This window comes from Botryobacter ruber (assembly GCF_003347595.2).
Taxonomy (GTDB): domain Bacteria; phylum Bacteroidota; class Bacteroidia; order Cytophagales; family Hymenobacteraceae; genus Pontibacter; species Pontibacter ruber_A.
Genome location: NZ_QCZK02000028.1, coordinates 1 through 18,308, shown reverse-complemented (window position 1 = coordinate 18,308; position 18,308 = coordinate 1). Strand labels below are relative to the sequence as shown.

14 protein-coding genes are annotated in these 18,308 nt (G+C 49.5%); 3 read left to right on the top strand and 11 right to left on the bottom strand.

Features of this window, described 5'->3' with window-relative positions:
• Positions 1-454: 454 nt before the first annotated feature.
• The 6 genes from DCW36_RS08100 to DCW36_RS08075 form a co-directional block, all read right to left on the bottom strand.
• Positions 455-2,311: a glycoside hydrolase family 2 protein gene (locus DCW36_RS08100; RefSeq protein WP_114784838.1), complete on the bottom strand. Its 1,857-nt coding sequence runs from the start codon at positions 2,309-2,311 to the stop codon at positions 455-457.
• 231 nt (positions 2,312-2,542) lie between these two features.
• Positions 2,543-2,944 carry a (R)-mandelonitrile lyase gene (locus tag DCW36_RS08095; RefSeq protein WP_205702892.1) on the bottom strand — a complete coding sequence of 134 codons (402 nt, stop codon included), beginning with the start codon at positions 2,942-2,944 and terminating at the stop codon, positions 2,543-2,545.
• Between the two features lie 75 nt (positions 2,945-3,019).
• Positions 3,020-3,880: an aldo/keto reductase gene (locus tag DCW36_RS08090; RefSeq protein ID WP_114784834.1), complete on the bottom strand. Its 861-nt coding sequence runs from the start codon at positions 3,878-3,880 to the stop codon at positions 3,020-3,022.
• Between the two features lie 123 nt (positions 3,881-4,003).
• The gene (locus DCW36_RS08085) at positions 4,004-4,516 is read right to left on the bottom strand and encodes a (R)-mandelonitrile lyase (protein WP_114784832.1); all 513 of its coding nucleotides are present in this window, start codon (positions 4,514-4,516) and stop codon (positions 4,004-4,006) included.
• Between the two features lie 17 nt (positions 4,517-4,533).
• Positions 4,534-6,006 carry a cyclophilin-like fold protein gene (locus DCW36_RS08080; RefSeq protein WP_114784840.1) on the bottom strand — a complete coding sequence of 491 codons (1,473 nt, stop codon included), beginning with the start codon at positions 6,004-6,006 and terminating at the stop codon, positions 4,534-4,536.
• A 189-nt stretch (positions 6,007-6,195) separates the two neighbouring features.
• The gene (locus DCW36_RS08075) at positions 6,196-7,074 is read right to left on the bottom strand and encodes a helix-turn-helix domain-containing protein (RefSeq protein WP_114784830.1); all 879 of its coding nucleotides are present in this window, start codon (positions 7,072-7,074) and stop codon (positions 6,196-6,198) included.
• A 331-nt stretch (positions 7,075-7,405) separates the two neighbouring features.
• On the opposite strand from DCW36_RS08075, the gene DCW36_RS08070 reads away from it, so the two are divergent.
• Positions 7,406-8,773 (top strand): glycoside hydrolase family 88/105 protein, encoded by a 1,368-nt coding sequence (locus tag DCW36_RS08070; protein WP_205702891.1) that lies wholly within the window; start codon positions 7,406-7,408, stop codon positions 8,771-8,773.
• A 402-nt stretch (positions 8,774-9,175) separates the two neighbouring features.
• Here the strand turns inward: DCW36_RS08070 and DCW36_RS08065 are convergent, their stop codons facing one another.
• The 4 genes from DCW36_RS08065 to DCW36_RS08050 all read right to left on the bottom strand — a co-directional run bounded on the left by DCW36_RS08065 (position 9,176) and on the right by DCW36_RS08050 (position 16,063).
• Positions 9,176-10,087, bottom strand: a complete 912-nt coding sequence (locus tag DCW36_RS08065; RefSeq protein ID WP_114784826.1) for an EamA family transporter — start codon at positions 10,085-10,087, stop codon at positions 9,176-9,178.
• Between the two features lie 322 nt (positions 10,088-10,409).
• Entirely contained in the window at positions 10,410-13,511 is a 3,102-nt protein-coding gene (locus DCW36_RS08060) for an efflux RND transporter permease subunit (RefSeq protein ID WP_114784824.1), read from the bottom strand.
• 4 nt (positions 13,512-13,515) lie between these two features.
• A complete protein-coding gene (locus DCW36_RS08055; RefSeq protein WP_114784822.1) occupies positions 13,516-14,715 on the bottom strand; it encodes an efflux RND transporter periplasmic adaptor subunit in 1,200 nt (399 codons plus the stop codon).
• A 31-nt stretch (positions 14,716-14,746) separates the two neighbouring features.
• A complete protein-coding gene (locus tag DCW36_RS08050; protein ID WP_164891066.1) occupies positions 14,747-16,063 on the bottom strand; it encodes an efflux transporter outer membrane subunit in 1,317 nt (438 codons plus the stop codon).
• A 587-nt stretch (positions 16,064-16,650) separates the two neighbouring features.
• On the opposite strand from DCW36_RS08050, the gene DCW36_RS08045 reads away from it, so the two are divergent.
• Both DCW36_RS08045 and DCW36_RS08040 read left to right on the top strand, forming a co-directional pair.
• On the top strand, positions 16,651-16,881 hold the full coding sequence (locus DCW36_RS08045; RefSeq protein WP_125185546.1) for a hypothetical protein: 231 nt from the start codon (positions 16,651-16,653) through the stop codon (positions 16,879-16,881).
• Complete coding sequence (locus DCW36_RS08040; protein ID WP_114784818.1) at positions 16,878-17,687, top strand: zeta toxin family protein; 810 nt, start codon at positions 16,878-16,880, stop codon at positions 17,685-17,687. The genes DCW36_RS08045 and DCW36_RS08040 overlap by 4 nt, the downstream gene beginning before the upstream one ends.
• A 162-nt stretch (positions 17,688-17,849) precedes the next feature.
• On the opposite strand, the gene DCW36_RS08035 is transcribed toward DCW36_RS08040, so the two are convergent.
• Positions 17,850-18,197, bottom strand: a complete 348-nt coding sequence (locus DCW36_RS08035) for a hypothetical protein (protein ID WP_125185545.1) — start codon at positions 18,195-18,197, stop codon at positions 17,850-17,852.
• Positions 18,198-18,308 lie beyond the last annotated feature (111 nt).

The following is an 18,308-nucleotide window of genomic DNA, read 5'->3' as shown; positions in this document are numbered from 1 at the left end:
TACAAAAATACATCTTGCTTCTCGCACCAAACCGCGAGATACTGCACCTTTCAGAAGGGATAAACTTTTTTGTACTTTGAATATACAGGTGCAATTCAGGAAGAACATAATTGACTCTTAAAATCAATAATGCTATATTTGTTTTATAGCATTTGCAGCCAAACTGAAGAAAAAAGTGGTGTGTGATTCGGTGAGTCGCAAAACAGAAGCCACGTAAAGTATTGATAATTATCTGTTTGTACAGGAATCACGATTCCCCTACGGACTACTACTGCAAAACAGCCGCTCCAATTAATGTGGAGCGGCTATTTTTTTGATATACCTACTTATCCGAAAGGCCTCAGTTAACCATTTTTCTTGCTTTATAAGATATTTCAGTACCGGAAAAGACTTGCATTTCAAATGCTTTTAACTGCACCATCCACGCCTGCCAATCATGGTAAGACGGCTCTGCCTACCTGCGCTGTTTTTCTATTTCTTCATAATATTTTTTAAGTACGAAAAATGCCTTTTTCTTCTTTCCATCATCCCCGATTAAACCCTTCCTGTTCCAGCCATTCTGGTAAACCGGGTTATTCCTTTTCGGTGACCTGAAATCCACGAGTATCCAGGGTGTTATACCGGTATAGTTTTCGGGCATTCGCTTCATCATTTTTATTTGTTCACGATAAAACCATTCCTGGTACTCTTCACTCCACCGGGTTAAGGAATCAGCATGAAAACCAGCCAAAGCACCTGCACCGGTTTCACTGATGATCAAGGGCTTATCGTACATCGTCTTCCACTGCGCTGTCTGGCAGTAAGATGGCAATCCTGTATACCAACCCAGGTACTCATTAACTGAAACCACATCGGTATAGGCACCTAGCGGGTCGTCGATTGTATTCAGCTCAGGATTGTAATGTACTTCCAGCGCTGCTGAAATCAGGCGGGTAGCGTCGAGTTGCTTTGCGGATTGAACCAGGTTTTTCATAAATTCCGTCCGGGTAGGCGAAACCGGCGTTTCATTACCAACCGACCAGATGATCACGCTAGCCTTGTTGCGGTCCCGGGCAATCATTTCCCTGAGCTGTAGCCGGGCTTTTGCCAATACCTCCGGGTTGCCAAAGTCTATTGTCCAGTAAACAGGAATTTCAGACCACATCATGATGCCTAAGGAGTCGGCTGCACGGACAATGTGTTCGTTATGCGGATAATGGGCCAGTCGCACAAAATTACAGTTTAATTCCCTGGCCCAGCCCAGTAAGGTGAGGGCATCTTTTTTTGTGTTAGCCCTTCTCAGTTCGGTTGATATTTCTTCATGCAGGCAGATTCCACGTAAGAAAACAGGCTTCCCATTTAACAAAATGTCTTTGCCGGAAACTTCAATTTTTCTGAACCCTATTTTATCATGTAGTTTATCATTTGCCGCGCTGACAATGATCTCATAGCGCTTCGGGTTTTGATCAGACCACAGCTCTACTTTTGGCAATATCATGGTGAAATGCGTAGCCGAGTCTGTAAACGTTATAGTCTTTTTTACTTTTAGCTCAGGAATTTCGATGGTAACGGGCTCACCTTTTTTTGCCCCGTTCAATTTCACCCAACCGCTTACTTCAGCCTTTCTTGTTGTTGGTTGCAACTTTGAACTAGGTGTGTTGAGATGCATGAAATAGTCTTCAACAAACAGTTGCGGAGTTTCTACCAGCATTACATCTCTGGTGATGCCGCCGTAGTTCCACCAGTCGGTGTTAACCGTCGGCACTTCATCCTTCGCCCTTTTATTGTCGACTTTTACAACCAGGTAATTACCTTTCTCCTTTAAAATGGAATCATCTATCTCGAACTGGAATGGCGTAAACCCTCCTTTGTGCGACCCTAACTTCTTGCCATTCAGGTAAACATCAGCCTGGTAGTTAACCGCGCCAAAGTATACAAAAAGCCTGTTAGACGCATCTTTCTTCTGATAATCAAAAGACTTTTTATACCAGACCGTACCCTCGTAGTACGAGAACTTTGGATCCTGCGAGTTCCAGTCTCCCGGCACATTAATAGTATATTGGTCATCATAGCCATGTTCTACCATAGCAGTCTTGTCCTTGGGTACACCACTGTTCCAGTACGCTCCGGGGTCCCGTTGCCCTTTCTCTTTAAAGCGGTAATCGTAAAAACCGGTTTCGTAGGGGTCCATGATGTATTGCCACTTGCCATTCAGGCTAAAAGTTTCCTGGTCATAAACATTTGTTAACAGCTCCTGCGCATGTACGCTATCGGGATGAAGAACTAAAATGGCAGATAACAGGATTAGAATTAGTGGTTTTATGATTTGCATGGTTAAAACTAAATTTCTCGGATGTATGGCTGTGGTGGCAGTGGCTGCAAACTTTATTTTTTATGGAAGTAAATAAAATATATAGAAGAAACCTAATAGAGAATTTAGTTTAGCTGCACCACTGACCATACCCTTTGCTCCTGCTTAAGTTCGAGCGAAGCTTTATCTCTCTTTGCAAACGAAGCAGGGGGATTGATGGCTACTGCTGTCCGAACGGCGTTTGTACCGCAGTTAGTTAGAACGGTTATACTGCTCGTCCGTGACTTTCTCCATCCATTCCACGACTTCCCCATCCAACTCTTCCTGAATGGCAATGTGACTCATGGCTTTGTTCGGAGAAGCTCCATGCCAGTGCTTTTCGTTTGGTTCAAACCACACCACATCACCTGGGCGAATCTCTTCAATCGGGCCGCCTTCGCGCTGTACCCAGCCTAACCCGGACTGCACAATTAAGGTCTGCCCTGCCGGGTGCGTGTGCCAGGCCGTTCTGGCTCCGGGCTCAAACGTTACCAGCGCCCCGGCAGCTTTTGTTGCTTCCTGTTTCTGAAACAGCGTGTCAATTCGGACTGATCCGGTGAACCAGTCTTCCGGCCCTTTCATGGAATTGAGTTGTTCGTTTTTTATGATTTTCATGATATGCTGATTTTAATTATTTTTCTTGTGCAGCTGCAGGCATTAGCAGCACATCCAAAGATTTGTTTTTCAGGTTTATTCCCTTGCGAAAACAGGAAACACGCTGGCCTCGCCGTAATCCTGAATATGCTTTACATTTTTCAGGCTATCCATATCCTTATCAGAAATTTCAAAATCCACTTCTGCATTGGCTTTCATATGATTCGGATTGGACGTCTTTGGAATTGGAAGAAGGCCAAGCTGCAGGTCATAGCGAATTCCCAGCTGAGGCACGGAAACACCATACTGTTCAGCCATTTTTTTAACCTCTTCATTTTTCAGCAACTCACCATGACCGATCGGTGAATAGGCCTCCACGAGAATGTTTTTATCCTGGCAGTACTGAATCAAGTCCGTAGGTGTATTGCTGATGTGCGCCAGCACCTGGTTTACCATTGGCTTTACAGAGCAGGAATCCAGGATGTTGTCGATGTCTGCTTTTGTGAAGTTCGAAACGCCAATGGCGCGAAGTTTTCCTGCATTATAAGCTTCTTCAAGCGCTCGCCACGCTTCCCGGTTTCCTTCGAAGTAGCGATCATTTCCACCGAATTTTGCCCATGGTTGCGGGCTGTGAATGATCATCAGGTCAATATAATCAAGCCCTAATTTTTGGAGTGATTTGTCAATTGAGGCAACGGCTTCGTTGTAGGACTTTACTTCAGCGGCAAGCTTGGTGGTTACAAATACATCCTCTCTGTTCACACCACAGGCTCTGATGCCTTCTCCCACCCCGCTCTCGTTCTGGTAAGCCTGGGCAGTATCTATGTGGCGGTAACCAATTTCTACGGCATCTTTCACTGACTGCACGACATCTTCATTGCTGATAAACCACGTTCCAAGCGCCAGTTTAGGTATCTCAACGCCATTTGCCAGTGTATATTTTTCTTGTAAAATCATTATATTATCTCCTTTGTTTATTTAAAATTAATATGGTTTGCATCAGGTATAACGGTTATCCATGTACCGTTGCCGGCAGTTACCTTTCGATGTTGTTGCTCAGTTTAATTTTCCTGCACTCGATCAGTTTTTTCGGTTAAACTCCTCATCGGTCACAGGTTGCTTCCAGTTCACGATGCCTTCATCCGTATTAGGAACAATGTAGATGTGAGTCATGCTGCTGTCGGGAGTAGCGCCGTGCCAATGCGTTACATTAGGCGGACATTTTACGACATCGCCTTTCCGTATGGTCTGCTTATGTTCGCCCTCTATCTGGTGATAACCGACACCTTCCGTAACCAGTAAAAGCTGCCCCGGCGGATGCGAATGCCAGTTGGTCCTCGCGCCTGCTTCAAAGACTACGCTTCCGGTTGCGGTGGTATAGATTGAGTCCGGAGCTACCAGGTTTGTGACCCAGGCGGTACCGGTAAAATTTTCGGCAGGCGCTTTTTCTCCTTTCTGGAAAATTGCCTGTGTTGCATTACCGGCTGCGCTCTCTGGCTCTCTCTCTGTTGTTTGCTCTTGACAGCCAGCTGTAAGCAAAGCAGCGGAAGCAAGTGCAAAGCCAAGCGATAGTTGTATATTTCGTGTTTTCATAGTTGAAGGATTTTGGTTTATGGAAGTAACTCAATTGTAACCCGGACCGGACCTGACGTTTTGAAAGCATCTGCTTCGCCGTCAATTTTACCTATGGCAACCAAGCCGCTGGCAAAACTAAAATCCTTGTAAAACAGGGCCAGATTTCCCCACGGGGCATAATAGGTAATGTCACCAACGGAAGGTTTATACCCAGCAGGCGCATCCGCAGTCGTCAGTTTCCTGGGCAAATCACTTACTTTCTCTGTTCCGTCATAGTCCTGCAGGGTCAGGGTTATAGGTAGCAGCGAAAGGAAGTCTCTGGCTGTCGGGTTGTCGTACGCAGTAGCGGTGAGCACTTTCTGACCGACGGTTATTTTAAGTTTCATATCATCTTTATTTAAAGTGACAGGCTTAATCAGTTGCTCCCACCACCTCTCAAATTCCTGATTTTCATTAGCTAACTGCACCACCTGCCCAATCATGGGTGTAACCAGGGTTTGTTTATATTGCTCGTTTAGCTGGGTAATCTTTGTCAGTGGCTCATTCCAGGCGTGGCCGCCTAAGTCGAACTTGCCGAAGTGCACCGGAAACGTTCTTCTGGCCCGCAGGTCTTTACCGGCCTGCAACACCTCCTCCGGCATCGTGTGAATATAGCGCCAGGCTTCGTTGTATTGCCCGTTCTCCAGTATAGCCAGGTCAAAGCCTCCGAATTGTTCTCCGATAGCTGCAAAGTGCTTATCGTAGCCGCTATCGCCCCCTACAAATATTTTTCTGGCAGGGGTTTTCAACACATAGGAGGTCCACAGGGTATTGTTGGAGAAGATGCTTCTGCCTGAAAAGTGACGTGCCGGTGTAAAATAAAGCTTGATTCGATCATCCAAATCGACTGCATCACCCCAGTCTTCCTCGATCAGCTGCGATGCCGGGTAACCCCATTTCTCCAGGTGGGCACCTACGCCTAATGCGCATACTACTTTTCCAACCTTCTCTCTGAGCGCTTTAACCGTTTCATAATCCAGGTGGTCGTAATGGTCATGGGTAATGAGCAGATAGTCTATAAATGGCAGATCCTCCACCTGATAGGTATTGGCTCCCTTAAAAGCTTTGTTCATCCAGCTGAAGGGGGCTGCATAGCCGTTCAGGACAGGGTCTACTAAAATGGTTTTACCTTCCAGTTGCAGCAAATAAGACGAATGGCCGAACCAAACCAGCAGGTCTTGCTCGGGCGGCAGCGTCTGTAAATCCGTGGTTACAGATGGAATGGCGCTCTTGGGCACCAGGTCATCTTTCTTTCCAAAAATGAAGTTATAAAGTACTCCAAAATAATTGTACCCTTCCGCTAAGGAGGGTGTAGGGCTGAGGTTCTGGAACTTACCTTTCCGGTAGTTCCCGGATTTTTTTATCAGAGCCAGACGCTCCCCGGTAGGGCGGCCGCCGAAACTGGCCTGTTGAAAAAAAGTGAAAGCGGCAGCCAACATAAGTACAGTTATGGATAAAATGAAATTCATCAGTTTCATCATTCAACTTTTTAAACAGTGCCAGCCGCTAAAGCCAAATTTAAAAATGGACATGCCGCACGGGTGGCGCTATCTTCAACCAGTGACTTAACCATACGTATTGCCTCAGATAACATACTGCAAAGGTATGCCAGTCCTTACCGGATCAGGTAATGAAAATCAAACCAATGCTTATGAAATTCAAACCTCCTGTTCGCGCAGGGTTTTGGGGGTAGTGCCGGTAAGGCGTTTGAAGTAATTGTTAAAATAGGTGGGGTATTCGAAGCCAAGCGCATAAGCAATGTCGGCAATGTTCCAATCGGTGTGCTGCAAAAGGGCCTTTGCCTCGCTGATGATGCGTTCGGAAATATGGGCACTTGTAGGCTTGCCGGTTACCTCTTTCACAGCCCGGTTCAGGTAATTGACATGTACGCTCAGGCTTTTGGCATAGTCCTGCGGCGTCTTCAGTTGCAGCGGCCTGTCCATCGTTTCTATTGGGAACTGCCTTTCCAGAAGCTCCAAAAAAACAGAAGTAAGGCGGGAGGCGGCGTTCTTATGCTGGTCAAAGTTCTCCGAAGGCTCCAGTTTCAGGGCCTCGTGGATGATCAGATGAATGTAGTTGCGAATCAGGTCGTCTTTGTAGGCATAATCCGTCTGCTGCTCCTCAATCATTTTCCGGAAGATGGTGTTGAGGAACTCCCGCTGCGCCTCCGTTATCTTCAGCACGGGCGTGCCGCCGATCTTGAACAAAGGCGAGTGCTGCAGGCTTTCCGAGCGCTCAGACGCACTAAAGAAGTCCTCCGAAAAAAGTACCGTGTACCCGACATACGTGGTGGAGATGGTTTCCCAGGAGTACGGGATGTGGGGGTTGCCGAAAAACAAAACTGTGCCTTCCTGCTCAAAACTACGGTCGGCATAGTGGATGACGCTCTTCCCGGTTGTGAGGCAAATTTTGTAGAAGTCTTTCCTGCTGTAGATGCGCGTGGCCTGACCGTCGCCTTCAATCTGAAACACGTTAAAGCCTTTTAGCTTTAAGTCGGAGTTGAAGTCTGATAGCGGACGCTCTGTGTTTGTTGCCATGCAGCAAAATTAAGAAAATCAAATATACGCAAAAAACACACATGTATGAAATAATCCATTTTCAAATCACTCCTTCGGACTACCTGAAAGCCCTTCAACTCAGGTTGAAGTTATTTTATCGTTCGGCCTTCACACGCTTTTTTTAACCTTATGCAGCTCCTCCATTTTCTATTGTACTCTAAAATGAGAATAGCCCTGTAGTTAAAGCCGTTCCTGAAAGTTATATGGAAATACACTGTAATGATCCTATATTTGTGAGGCGTTAAGCTTACAACTTCTATTTATACCCCATTATCTAAAGTATCTGATAACAATATCACGATTACGTATCATGAGAAAATGCCTTTTGCTTGCTGTTGCCTTGTTCATGCTTGTTGCCTGCAGGACTGTAAAGAATGAAGACAATTCCCCCACCTGGTCACAGAAAATGGTGGAGTCGCACGGACTGGTTGATTTTTACACAAACCGGCACCACCAGGAAAAATTAGCTGACACCGGTTGGGATTATGTTTCGGGACTTGTTGCCAGTGCTGTACTCAAAGCCTGGATCATGTACCCGGAGAAAACCGAATATTATGATGCCGTAAAAGCATTTGCCGACAGGAACCTGAATGAAGACGGCACCATGATCCTCAATTCCCAGGGAGGCTCTGCGATCAGGCCAAGCAATATCGACGACTTGCCTGCCGGAAGAATCTTTTTCACGCTTTATGAAGAGGAATTGAAAAGAGGCAACACCAAAGATGCCGAACGGTATAAAACTGCAGCCACCATGCTTCGCAATACCTTAAAGTATGACCATGCACGAATCCCGGAAGAATTGCCTGGCACCGGCGGCTTCTATCACAAAGCCGTTTACCCTAACCAGATGTGGCTCGACGGTCTGTACATGGGGTCGCCAATCTATGCACAATGGCAGTACAACTTCGGAGAACCCGACTCCAAAGAGCATGTAGAAAGCTGGGACGATATCGCCCTGCAGTTCAAGACCATCCACCAGTATACTTATAACCCGGAAAAACAACTGAACTACCATGCCTGGTCGGCTGAGCCAACCGATCCGAATTCGTTCTGGGCAAATAAACAGGAACCTTTTTTAGGGGCCAGTGAAGAGTTCTGGGGACGCGGCATGGGCTGGTATTTTGCCGCACTGGCAGATGTACTGGAATATATGCCGAAAGACCACAAAGAGTACAACAATGTGCTGGAGATATACAAGCAGGTTGCGGCAGGCCTGAAACGCCGGCAGGACCAGGAATCGGGTGTGTGGTACCAGCTGCTGCAGTACGACGGCACCAAGACGGCAGATGGCAAGGGCGATACCATTGCAGGTGAAGTGTACAATGTCTGTACTGCTCCTAATTATTTAGAAGCATCTGCCTCCTCTATCTTCACTTATGCATACCTGAAAGGAATCAGGCTTGGCCTCCTCGATAAAGCGACTTATGCGCCGGTGGCAGAAAAGGCTTACCAGGGCCTGCTGAAAGAATTTATCCGCGAAGCTGATGGCAAAACCAACATCATACAAACCTGTGCTTCGGCCGGCTTAGGTCCTGCCAAAGATCCTTCCCGAACAGGAACAGTAAATTATTACCTGTGCGGCAAAGATGTTACCATTGTTGAAAATGAAGGAAAGGCCATCGGAACGTTCATCATGGCCTCGCTTGAATACGAGGACTACCTGCGGGGTAAGAAATAGTGTCATACCTTCGAAGTGTGCCCGGCAACGTGCACTTATCCAAAAATAAAGCTGCTCTTCCGGGTTTCTTTATTTAAAAAAAGAGGCTGTTTCGACTTTTCGGACAGCCTCTTTTTTTATGATATGGTATGCAGACACAGATGCTTTAAAACTCTTACCTTCTTTCTTATACCAAATAGTATTTACGCAGTTCCACAAACCATTCCCCGTTGTCATCCCGGAGGGATCTTTTGGGCGAACTGCATTTTGGTTGGCAAAAGGATCTTCATTTTAAACCTTCTTGTAGCTGGTCTTTGTGCAGTTCGCCTACGAGATCCCTTCGGGATGACAAAAGGAGTAATTTATATGGAATAGGTTATTTACTATTTGGTATTACCCCCTACCAAAGAATAAAACATAACTCTACCTGACCATCGCAACTGCTTTATGCCTGAACTGGCTGTAGAGGCGCAGGCCTTTTCTTCGCATCTTTTTGCTTTGTCCCATCTCCCCCAACACCACGGATGCGACGACCGTAAATGCGCCAAGTCCCTGCCAGGCGGTGAAGGTTTCGCCCAGGAAAAACAAACCGATAACGGATGCCACCAACGGCGAGAAAAGGATCAGGAAAGAGGTAATGTTCGGGCTCATCTTATCGATGCCGCGAAACCAGAAAAAGTACGCAACACCTGTGGCAACTAAGCTGAGATACCCATAGCCAAGGCTGTTTTTAAGCGTGAAGGCGGGAATCTGCTTTTCCAGTAGCAGCGTAAAAGGTAACAGCATGAGCCCGCCGCTCAAAAAGATCCAGCTCAGGAACACAGGAAGCTTTACCGGAATCCCCCACTTTTTGATCAGTACTCCCCCCAGCGAAAAGGCAAGTGTGGCCACTACGGTTGCGATGATACCGATCGTATCGATACTGTTTCCAGCTGTTAAAACCAATAGCCCTACACCAACAACCCCGAGCACACCGGCCCCCAGCGAAAGCAGGTGCGCCTTCTCCTGGAGCATTAAGCGGCAAAGCAGAATCACAATGAGTGGCTGCAGCACAAAGATGGTGGAGGCGACACTGCCGGGAAGCCGGGTGGCGCCTAAGAAAAAGACTCCGAAGCCAACTGTTACACTAACAAAACCAAGTACTATGCTTTTAAACCACCACGCTCCTTCCGGCAGCCGCCGGTAGTACAGGAAGAGCACAAGCCCAATGGGAAGCGCCCGCATGGTGGAAATAAACCAGGGATAGTTCTTAGGAAGTATTTCGGTGGATAAATAATATAAGGTGCCCCATAAGACCGGGGCCAGGGCTGCTTTTGCTAATTCTTTGGTACTCATTCCTACTGCGTACGAATAAATGTAGCTACATGTTTGGACTTTCTAAAGTTCTTCCCAATCTGTATTTCCTAAAACACAGTCATAGCAACCTATCCTGTTTCTTAATTTCTTACCAATGCAATTTGCCGATGCTACCGGTTCACGGGGTTCTGGAGAATCCCAGCTTTGACTTTCGGATGAAAACATCCGAAAGAGCACAGGTGATTACCTGCAGGAGTTAAAAATAAGGAGCAGAGGCAATGGTGGCAGGAGCAGAAACATTTTTTAGTATATTTTCAAGCTAACGCACCCACTAAAGTCTTCTGCAGCAGCCACCACACCCTCAGCTGCGCTTCATCGCCTTCACAGCATCATCTAAAATCAAATAAAGGCAGGGTACGATAACCAAAATAATGGCGGTAGCGAAGATAATCCCGAAGCCCAATGAGATGGCCATAGGTATCAGCTGAAAGGCTTGCCGTGATGTTTCCAGGATAATGGGTGTCAGGCCGCCAAAGGTGGTGAGGGTGGTGAGAACAATGGGCCTGAACCTCCGGATGCCGGCTTCGTGGATGGCCTCGTAGGCCGGGAGGTCGCCGCGGTTCCGGTTGGCGTAGTCAATCATGATAAGCGAGTCGTTCACCACCACGCCCGAGAGCGCAATGATGCCCATCAGGCTCACCAGCGAAAGGTCGTAGCCCAGCAGGATGTGGCCGATAACCGCTCCCACCACGCCAAACGGAATGGCCAGCATCACGATAATCGGTTGGATGTAGCTGTTCAGCGCCACCGCCAGCAGCGAAAAAATCAGGAGCATGGCCATGATAAAGCCCGACCACAGCGCCTGCGTCGACTCCCGCATCTCTGCCTGACTGCCCTCGTAGGTCCAGGTGATGCCCGGGAAGTCTGCCTGCAGCTGCGGGAGCACTTCCTGGTTTAACGATTTTAAGACGCGCGACTGGGCATTGTTCGGCTCCACATCCATCCCGACGTTCACGACCCGGCGCCCGTCCCTGCGGTTGATGTTGGCAAATGTTTCGCCGGAAGTAACTTTCACCACGTTGAGCAAAGGAACGGCCGTGCCATCGGGTGCCCGGATGATAAACTCTTCCAGGTTGTACATATCCTTTCGTTCCTCCTCCGGCAGCTTCACCCGGATTTCGGTTTCGTTGATGCCGCGAAGCTGGCGCATGGCCAGTGCCCCGAAAAAGGCATCGCGTACCTGCTGGCCTACGCCGGATGGGGTGAAGCCCAGGCTTCTGCCTTCGGGCAGTAGCTCGAACCCAAGCTGCATTTTGCCCATGTTGTAGTTGTCGCTGATGTCGCGGGTTTCCTCAAAAGCCTCCATCCGTTCCACAAAGGCCTGGCTGGCCCGCTCCAGCACCTTGATATCGGTATGGCTCAGGTCGATGCTGATGTCCTGGCGCGCACCTCCGGGGCCGCGTTCCGCTTCAAACGTAATCTGGTCCACGCCTTCAATGTCCCCGATTTCTTTTCGCCACAACGCAATCACTTCCTGGGCCGTCATGTCAATTTCGTCCGGCGGTTTCATCACGATTTCCACATCGATAAAATCTTTTCCGCGCACGTTGGTTTTGATGCCCTCCGCCACCCTGTACAGGTTATGCTCCTCAAACATGCGTTGTGTCGAATTTGTGATTTCGATGGCAACTTTTGCGGCCTGTTCGGTGGTGGTGCCGACGGGCAAGCGTACGGCGCACTCTATTTCATCGGCGGCTTCTTCGGGCATCAGCACCATGCCCATGTGGCCGCTGTAGCCATAGCCTCCGACTATCAGCAACAAGGCAATGGCAGAGGTTAAGGTAATGTAGCGGTTCCGCAGGCAGCGTTCGAGGAAAGGCTGGTAGCGGCGGTCGGCAAACCTGCCAAACGCCTCGGCGATGGAGTTTTGCCAGCTCTCCAGCTTCCGCAGCGCCCCGGACTTGTTCTCTTTCGGCTTATGCGCCACATGCGACGGCAGGATGTAGAGCGCCTCGAAAAGCGACACGGCCAGTACGGCAATCACCACCACAGGCAAAGGCCACCAGTATTTACCAGTTTCGCCGGGCATCAACAGGAGCGGCAAAAAGGCGATGATGGTCGTCAGGATACTGAAGATAACGGGACTGGAAACATCTTTTGCGCCCAGGATGGCTGCTTCCATGTACCCGTAGCCTTTCTGGCGGTAGGCATAAATGTTCTCCCCCACCACGATGGCGTCGTCCACCACAATCCCCATCACAATCAGGAAGCCGAATATCGAAATCATGTTAATGCTGATGTCCATGACAGGCAGCAGCACCATGGCCCCGATAAAGGAAATAATCATGCCCATCATCACCCAGAAAGCCAGCCGGTACTCCAGGAACAGGCCCAGAATCACCATCACGATGACAATGGCCAGCAGCCCGTTTTCCGTTAAAAGCGACAGGCGCTCCCGGAAGTCTTCTGCCCGGTTCGTATCAATCCGCACCTGTACCCCCGGCGGCAGGGCCTTTTCATAGTCTGCCAGAATTTCCTTCACGAGCTCCTCAATCTCCAGCGGCGACTGTTTCCCGGTCCGGAAGATTTCGAGGTCTACGGTGTTCTGCTGGTTGAACTGCCCGTGAAAACCGGTTTCCTCAAACCCGTCTGTTATATTGGCAATATCCCCCAACTGCACGGTAGCGCCCGATTCGGAAGAGATGACATCGATGTTTGCCAGCTCTTCGGCCCAGAGTTTCCGCTCCTGCATCCGGAGCAGCACTTCGCCGGCCTGTGTTTCGATAGAGCCTGCCGGCACGTCTTCGCTGGAGTTTCGGATGATGCCGGCCACCTGGCCCAGGGTCAGGTTATACTCCCGCAAGGTATGCTCAGGAATCTCCACATGGGTAACAAAGTCAGGCACGTTGCCGATTTCCACCTGCGTGATTTCGTCGTTGGCCAGCAGGCGGTTGCGCAGCCGTTCGGCCAGGATGCGCAGCGTCCACACATCCACATCGCCGAACAAGCCAATCTGCATCACATCCCGCCGCTGGTCCAGCAGCCTGACCTGCGGCTGTTCGATGTCGTCGGGGAAGGTCTGGATGCGGCTGACAGCCTGGTCGATGTCCTGGAAAGCTTTCATCCTGTCGGTGCCGGGCACCAGCTCCACCGTTACCCGCCCCGAACCTTCGTTGGCGACCGAGGTAACCTCTTTGATGCCCTGCACGCCTTTGATGGCTTCCTCCACCGGCAGCACGATTCCCTGTTCGGTTTCGGTGGGGGCTGCTCCCGGGTACACCACGCTTATCTCCACGTAATCGAGCTGAAACTGCGGGTACACCTCCTTCTGCACCTTGTACATCGTCCAGATGCCGCCGCCAATCAGCACAAACATCAGCAGGTTGGTAATAACACGGTTGCGGGCCATGAGAGCGATAGCCCCTTTCTGTGTTTCTTCAGCCGGTTGTTCTGGTTTTTCCATGCGTTTACTCCCCTGCCTTTCCTGCCGTGTCGGGTGCAGCCTTCGTTCTTTCTGTACGTAACTTGGAGCCTTCCACTACCGTCGACAGGTCTGTTGTTACCACCATCTCACCATCCGAAAGGCCTTTCCGGATATAGGCATACGAAGGGTCTTCAAAGAGAATGTCCACCTTCCGGATGTTGAGCTTGCCCGCCTTCATCACCCATACGGTGTTGCCCTGCCGCAGGTAATCGCGGCTGAGGCGAATGACATCGGGCAGTTGTTTTGCCTGGATATGCGCCTCCACGAACGTTCCGATAAGTAAGGGCGGAATGGTATCCGCAGCCGTTTTCCGGGCCAGCGGGTCCGGCACCGATATCAGGACCCTTGCCAGCCGCGTCTGGGTGTCGAGGGCTCCCACTAAGCGGAATAGTTTCCCCTGCCGATACTGCCCTTCCGGCCAGCTGTTGGCATCAATAATTTTTACATCCGAACCCTCCGCCGAAGAGTTATTGGCAAAGGTGAGCCAGTTTACTTTGGATACCGGCACATCGGCAGCCACCCAATACTCCTCCATGCCAACCAATCGGCCTATAGCAGTGCCGGGAGCCAGTTGGGAGCCTGTGTTGGCATTCCGTGTGATAATGTGGGCATCGAAAGGTGCCCGGATGGTGGTGCGCTGCAGGTTGAGCTGCGCCTGGTCTACGGCTGCTTCGGCTGCCGACACATTGGCTTTGGCAGCTTCCAGCTGTGGTTGGCGCAGTACCAGGTCCTGGTTTTGTTCGGGCAGCTCCTCCCCGATTAAGGCATAATCTTTACGGGCCACCTCCTGCCTGCCCATCTCCACCCGCAGGTCCGATTTGGCCAGTTCCAGGTCGCTCCTTCTCAACTGCAGCGTATTCCGGTAATCGGCGGGATTTATCTGGAGCAGCACTTCGTTTTTTTTCACGAAAGCACCGGGGGTGAAGTTCTCGGAGATGCGAATCACCTCCCCGCCTACCTGTGTGCTTAAGGTAATGTCTTTGGCTGCCTGCACCGTTCCGGTTGCCACGACGGTAGGCGTATAGTCGTCCCGGTTCACCTGCACCACATCCACCAGCATGGCCGTGTTGATACTGGCGCCTTCCCGCTGGGCTTCCGGTTCCGTCATAAACACCACCACGGTAATGCCAATGCTTACCAGCAGGATAAGGGCACTTATAATAAAGGTCTTTCGTTTGGACATGCCAATGCTTACGTTTTATCAGGACAAAGCGCTACAAGTCTTCCATCACCTTCTCCCGTATCACTTCTCTTTCCGTTTCAAAGCCGCCCGCCAGCGCCCGGTACAGGCTCACCCGTATTTCCAGCAGCCTAAGCCTGGCCGTTACCTGGTCCCGGCGAAGCTGTTGCAGCTGATTTAACGTAACCAGCACATCGAGGTAAGGAAGCGAGCCGTTCAGGTACTCGAACCTGAGCTGCCCGAAGGTTTTTTCCGCCAGCTCCACCTGCTTTGCCAGTACTTCGATTTGCTGAACCTGTTTTACCTCCTGTATCAGCGCATTTTCTATTTCCTGGAATGCGACCAGCACCGTCTGCCCGTAATCGTTTAGTTGCTGCTGCCGGATAGCTTCTGCCTGGTCTACCCGGGCCCTGAGCCTGCCCGCATTAAAAATAGGCGCCAGCAGGCTGCTGCCAAGCGAATAAGCCTGCGACTCGAACAAGCCAATCAGGTTGTTTGACCTTAAGGCCGCATAGAGTGAAAAAGTAAGGCGCGGGTATTTGTTGCTGATGGCGGCAGCCACTTCCCGGTCGGAAGCCTGCAGCCTGTTAAAGGCGCTTTGAACATCGGGCCTCCGGTTCACCAGCTGTAACGGAACTCCCGTTTCAGGCAAGGGCGGTAAACCAGGTAGCTGCGCCGAAGCTTCCGCTACCGCACCGGGAGGCTGGCCGAGCAGCACGGACAGTTGGTTTTCCAGGATTTCCTGTTGCAGTTCCAGCGCTATCCGTTGCAGCCTGGTACTTTCCAGCAGCTGCTGCTGGCGCAGAATATCCACGCCGCGCACCTGTCCGCCGGCAAAGCGATTCCGGATAAGCGCCATCACCTGCTCATTCGTTTCCAGTTGTTCGTCAACCAGCTGAAGCTGCAGTTGGTTGGCCTTCAGCCGGAACCAGGCCAGCGCCACCTCCCCCGTAAGCGTGACGGCGGCTGCTTTGTAGTCGTAGTAACTGGCCTTGAACCTGAATTCCTCGGCGTGAATGCTGTACCGGATGCGGCCCCACAGGTCGGCTTCGTAGCTGGCTCCCAGGGCAAGCTGCGTATTCTCTCCCCCTGCAAAATCCGGCTCCGGGCGACTGATGCCGCTCTGCAGCTGCAGAAACACATCCGGCACCCTGGCCGCAGAGGTGATCTTCAATAATGCCTTCGCTTCTTCAAACTGGTACCAGAAAATTTTTAAAGGCAAATTGGACTGCAGTGAGGAGTCTATCAGCCTGTTCAGCTGCGGGTCTTCAAACGTCACCCACCACCTGGCAGGAGCCACGTCTTCGCCGGGCAGGGAGAATTCCTGCAGGGGCTGATACGGTAATTGCACCACAGCCACTTTACGCGAGCAGCCCATCAAACAAAAAAACATAAAAAAGCACAGCACAGCTGTTCCGGACAGGATATGCACCGGGACTTTACCTGGTTCTGTAAGTAAAACCGCGCTTTTCAAGTTGCTTTAAATTTCGCTTTTCCGAATGTTTGGAATTGATTACTGCCGCGCCACCTGCACGCACCACAGTCATTTAACCAGTAGTGGGTACTGAAGGTTATCTTTTTACGGTTAGCTGAAACTAAACAGGAGCTATTACCTTCTTTTACAGGAGCTTTGTTATGATATTTTCATTCTGCTGCCCCTGCCACCACAGCCTCTGCTTAGGCGGTCTGTATTTTTAACAGGAAAATTGTGTTCTGAATGTGGAATCACCGGATAAAGGAATTCTCCACCTTAAGCGTTTCCAGACAGCGGGAGCACCGGTAGCTCCAAAAGCTACTTTAAGGACTGCGGTTGGATTTGTTTGCGGCAATTTATTCTTTGATTTCCTTTGAACTTTAGTTGATAATATTGAGAAGGCTTAAACTGTTTCAGCTGATTTTATGTATATTTGGTATAGCTGAGACTGACAATTTTACAAAATGAGAAAATTCAAAAAAACACTCGAACAGAAAGAGGAGCTGATTCCTGCTTTAGCAAAAGATGCTTTTCAGGAAGCTTATAAAAAGGCTATTGCTTCCGGCGAAACGGTTACAGTTGTAAGAGGAACAACAATAGTAGAAGTAAATGCTAAAGGAGTAATAAAAGTCGTTGGTTACGTAAAGCCTGGCAAAAAAGTAACTCCCGGTAGGAGTGGTTTTAGAATACGATGAGCGAAAAGCCCCGTTTGCGCATGTTTGCCGGTCCAAATGGTTCCGGTAAAAGCGAACTTAAAAAATACGTTTCAGAGAAGCTGGCAGAACTAAAGTACGATGTAAACGAATTTCTCGGGCAATATATTAATGCTGATGAACTGTTGAAGGAGCTCCGCCAACACCCCTTCCTGCTCTTCACCAGGTTTAACCTCCCGGTTCCCTCGCTAAATGATTTTATTTCTTTCTTTACCACACATCCACTGGCGGACAAGAAAGGCTTAAATAAAATATTTGAGTCCATAAAAATAACCGAAGCAGCAGCAGACTTTTCAGACGTTCCATTCTTCCCAAATTCCTCTTCGCCCTTTGAACCCGATTATGTGGGAAATTACCTCGCGGCCATTCTGGCAGACTGGCTCAGGCAAAGGCTAACCGACACCAAGCAATCGTTCTCTTTCGAAACTGTTATGTCTGGTGAGGATAAGGTCAGGTTGCTGGAAAAAGCCAGGCAGGCAGGCTACAGAACGTATCTCTATTTTGTAACCACCAAAGATGTTCTCATCAATATAGGCAGGGTGCACTACCGGGTTACGCAGGGCGGGCACGATGTGCCAGAGAAAAATATCAGAGACCGGTATACAAAATCGTTGCAGCACCTGAAGGGAGCATTACAAAACAGCACCAGAGCCTACTTATTCGATAACTCTACAGAAGGCGAACAGCCTGTATTTATAGCCGAACTTATTCCGGAAGGAGAAATCATTTACCACACAAATGAGCTGCCGGAATGGTATCTGCAGTATGTAGAGGGGCAGGAAGGTTAGAAGTGTCATTCAAAAAACGAACTGTGGATTTTTCAGGTGCAGCGGTAATGGTGGCAGCTGCAGTAAATATTAAGGAGTCATTTTAGTACGTCTTGAATAAACTGCACCTGCCACCACAGCCACTGCTAAGTTGCATATACAATAATGGACGGCACGGGAAATTCAAAACTCAAGTTTTGTCAGCAGGCGGTCGTCCGGACGCTGCCGGTGAAAACGGATATAGGCATCAGTTCCGCCAAACCAGTCCATTACCTCCTGCCGTTGTTGCAAGGTAGGCCTGGCTGAAATCAGGCTGTGAAAGGAACTGTGTTTCCACTCTTCCGGCTGCCGTACAAAGCCATGATGCACCGGGTTATAGTGAATGTAGTGGATGAGTTTGGTGTAGTAGCTTTCCTGCGGCACCAGTTTCCGCTGTACGTCTCCCCTAAACAGGCTGCCTTGCCGGTCATACTGCTTATTAAACGCTTTGGCGTAGGCGTTGAACAAGTGGCTGAACTGCCGGGCAACCAAACCCGGTAGGTTTTCAAAACATTGTTGTCCGAAACCTTAGCCAGAAAGAATAAGCTGGTCGAGTAGTTTAGGATTTCCTTTGCAAAGAATTACAATATCTCTGATAATATC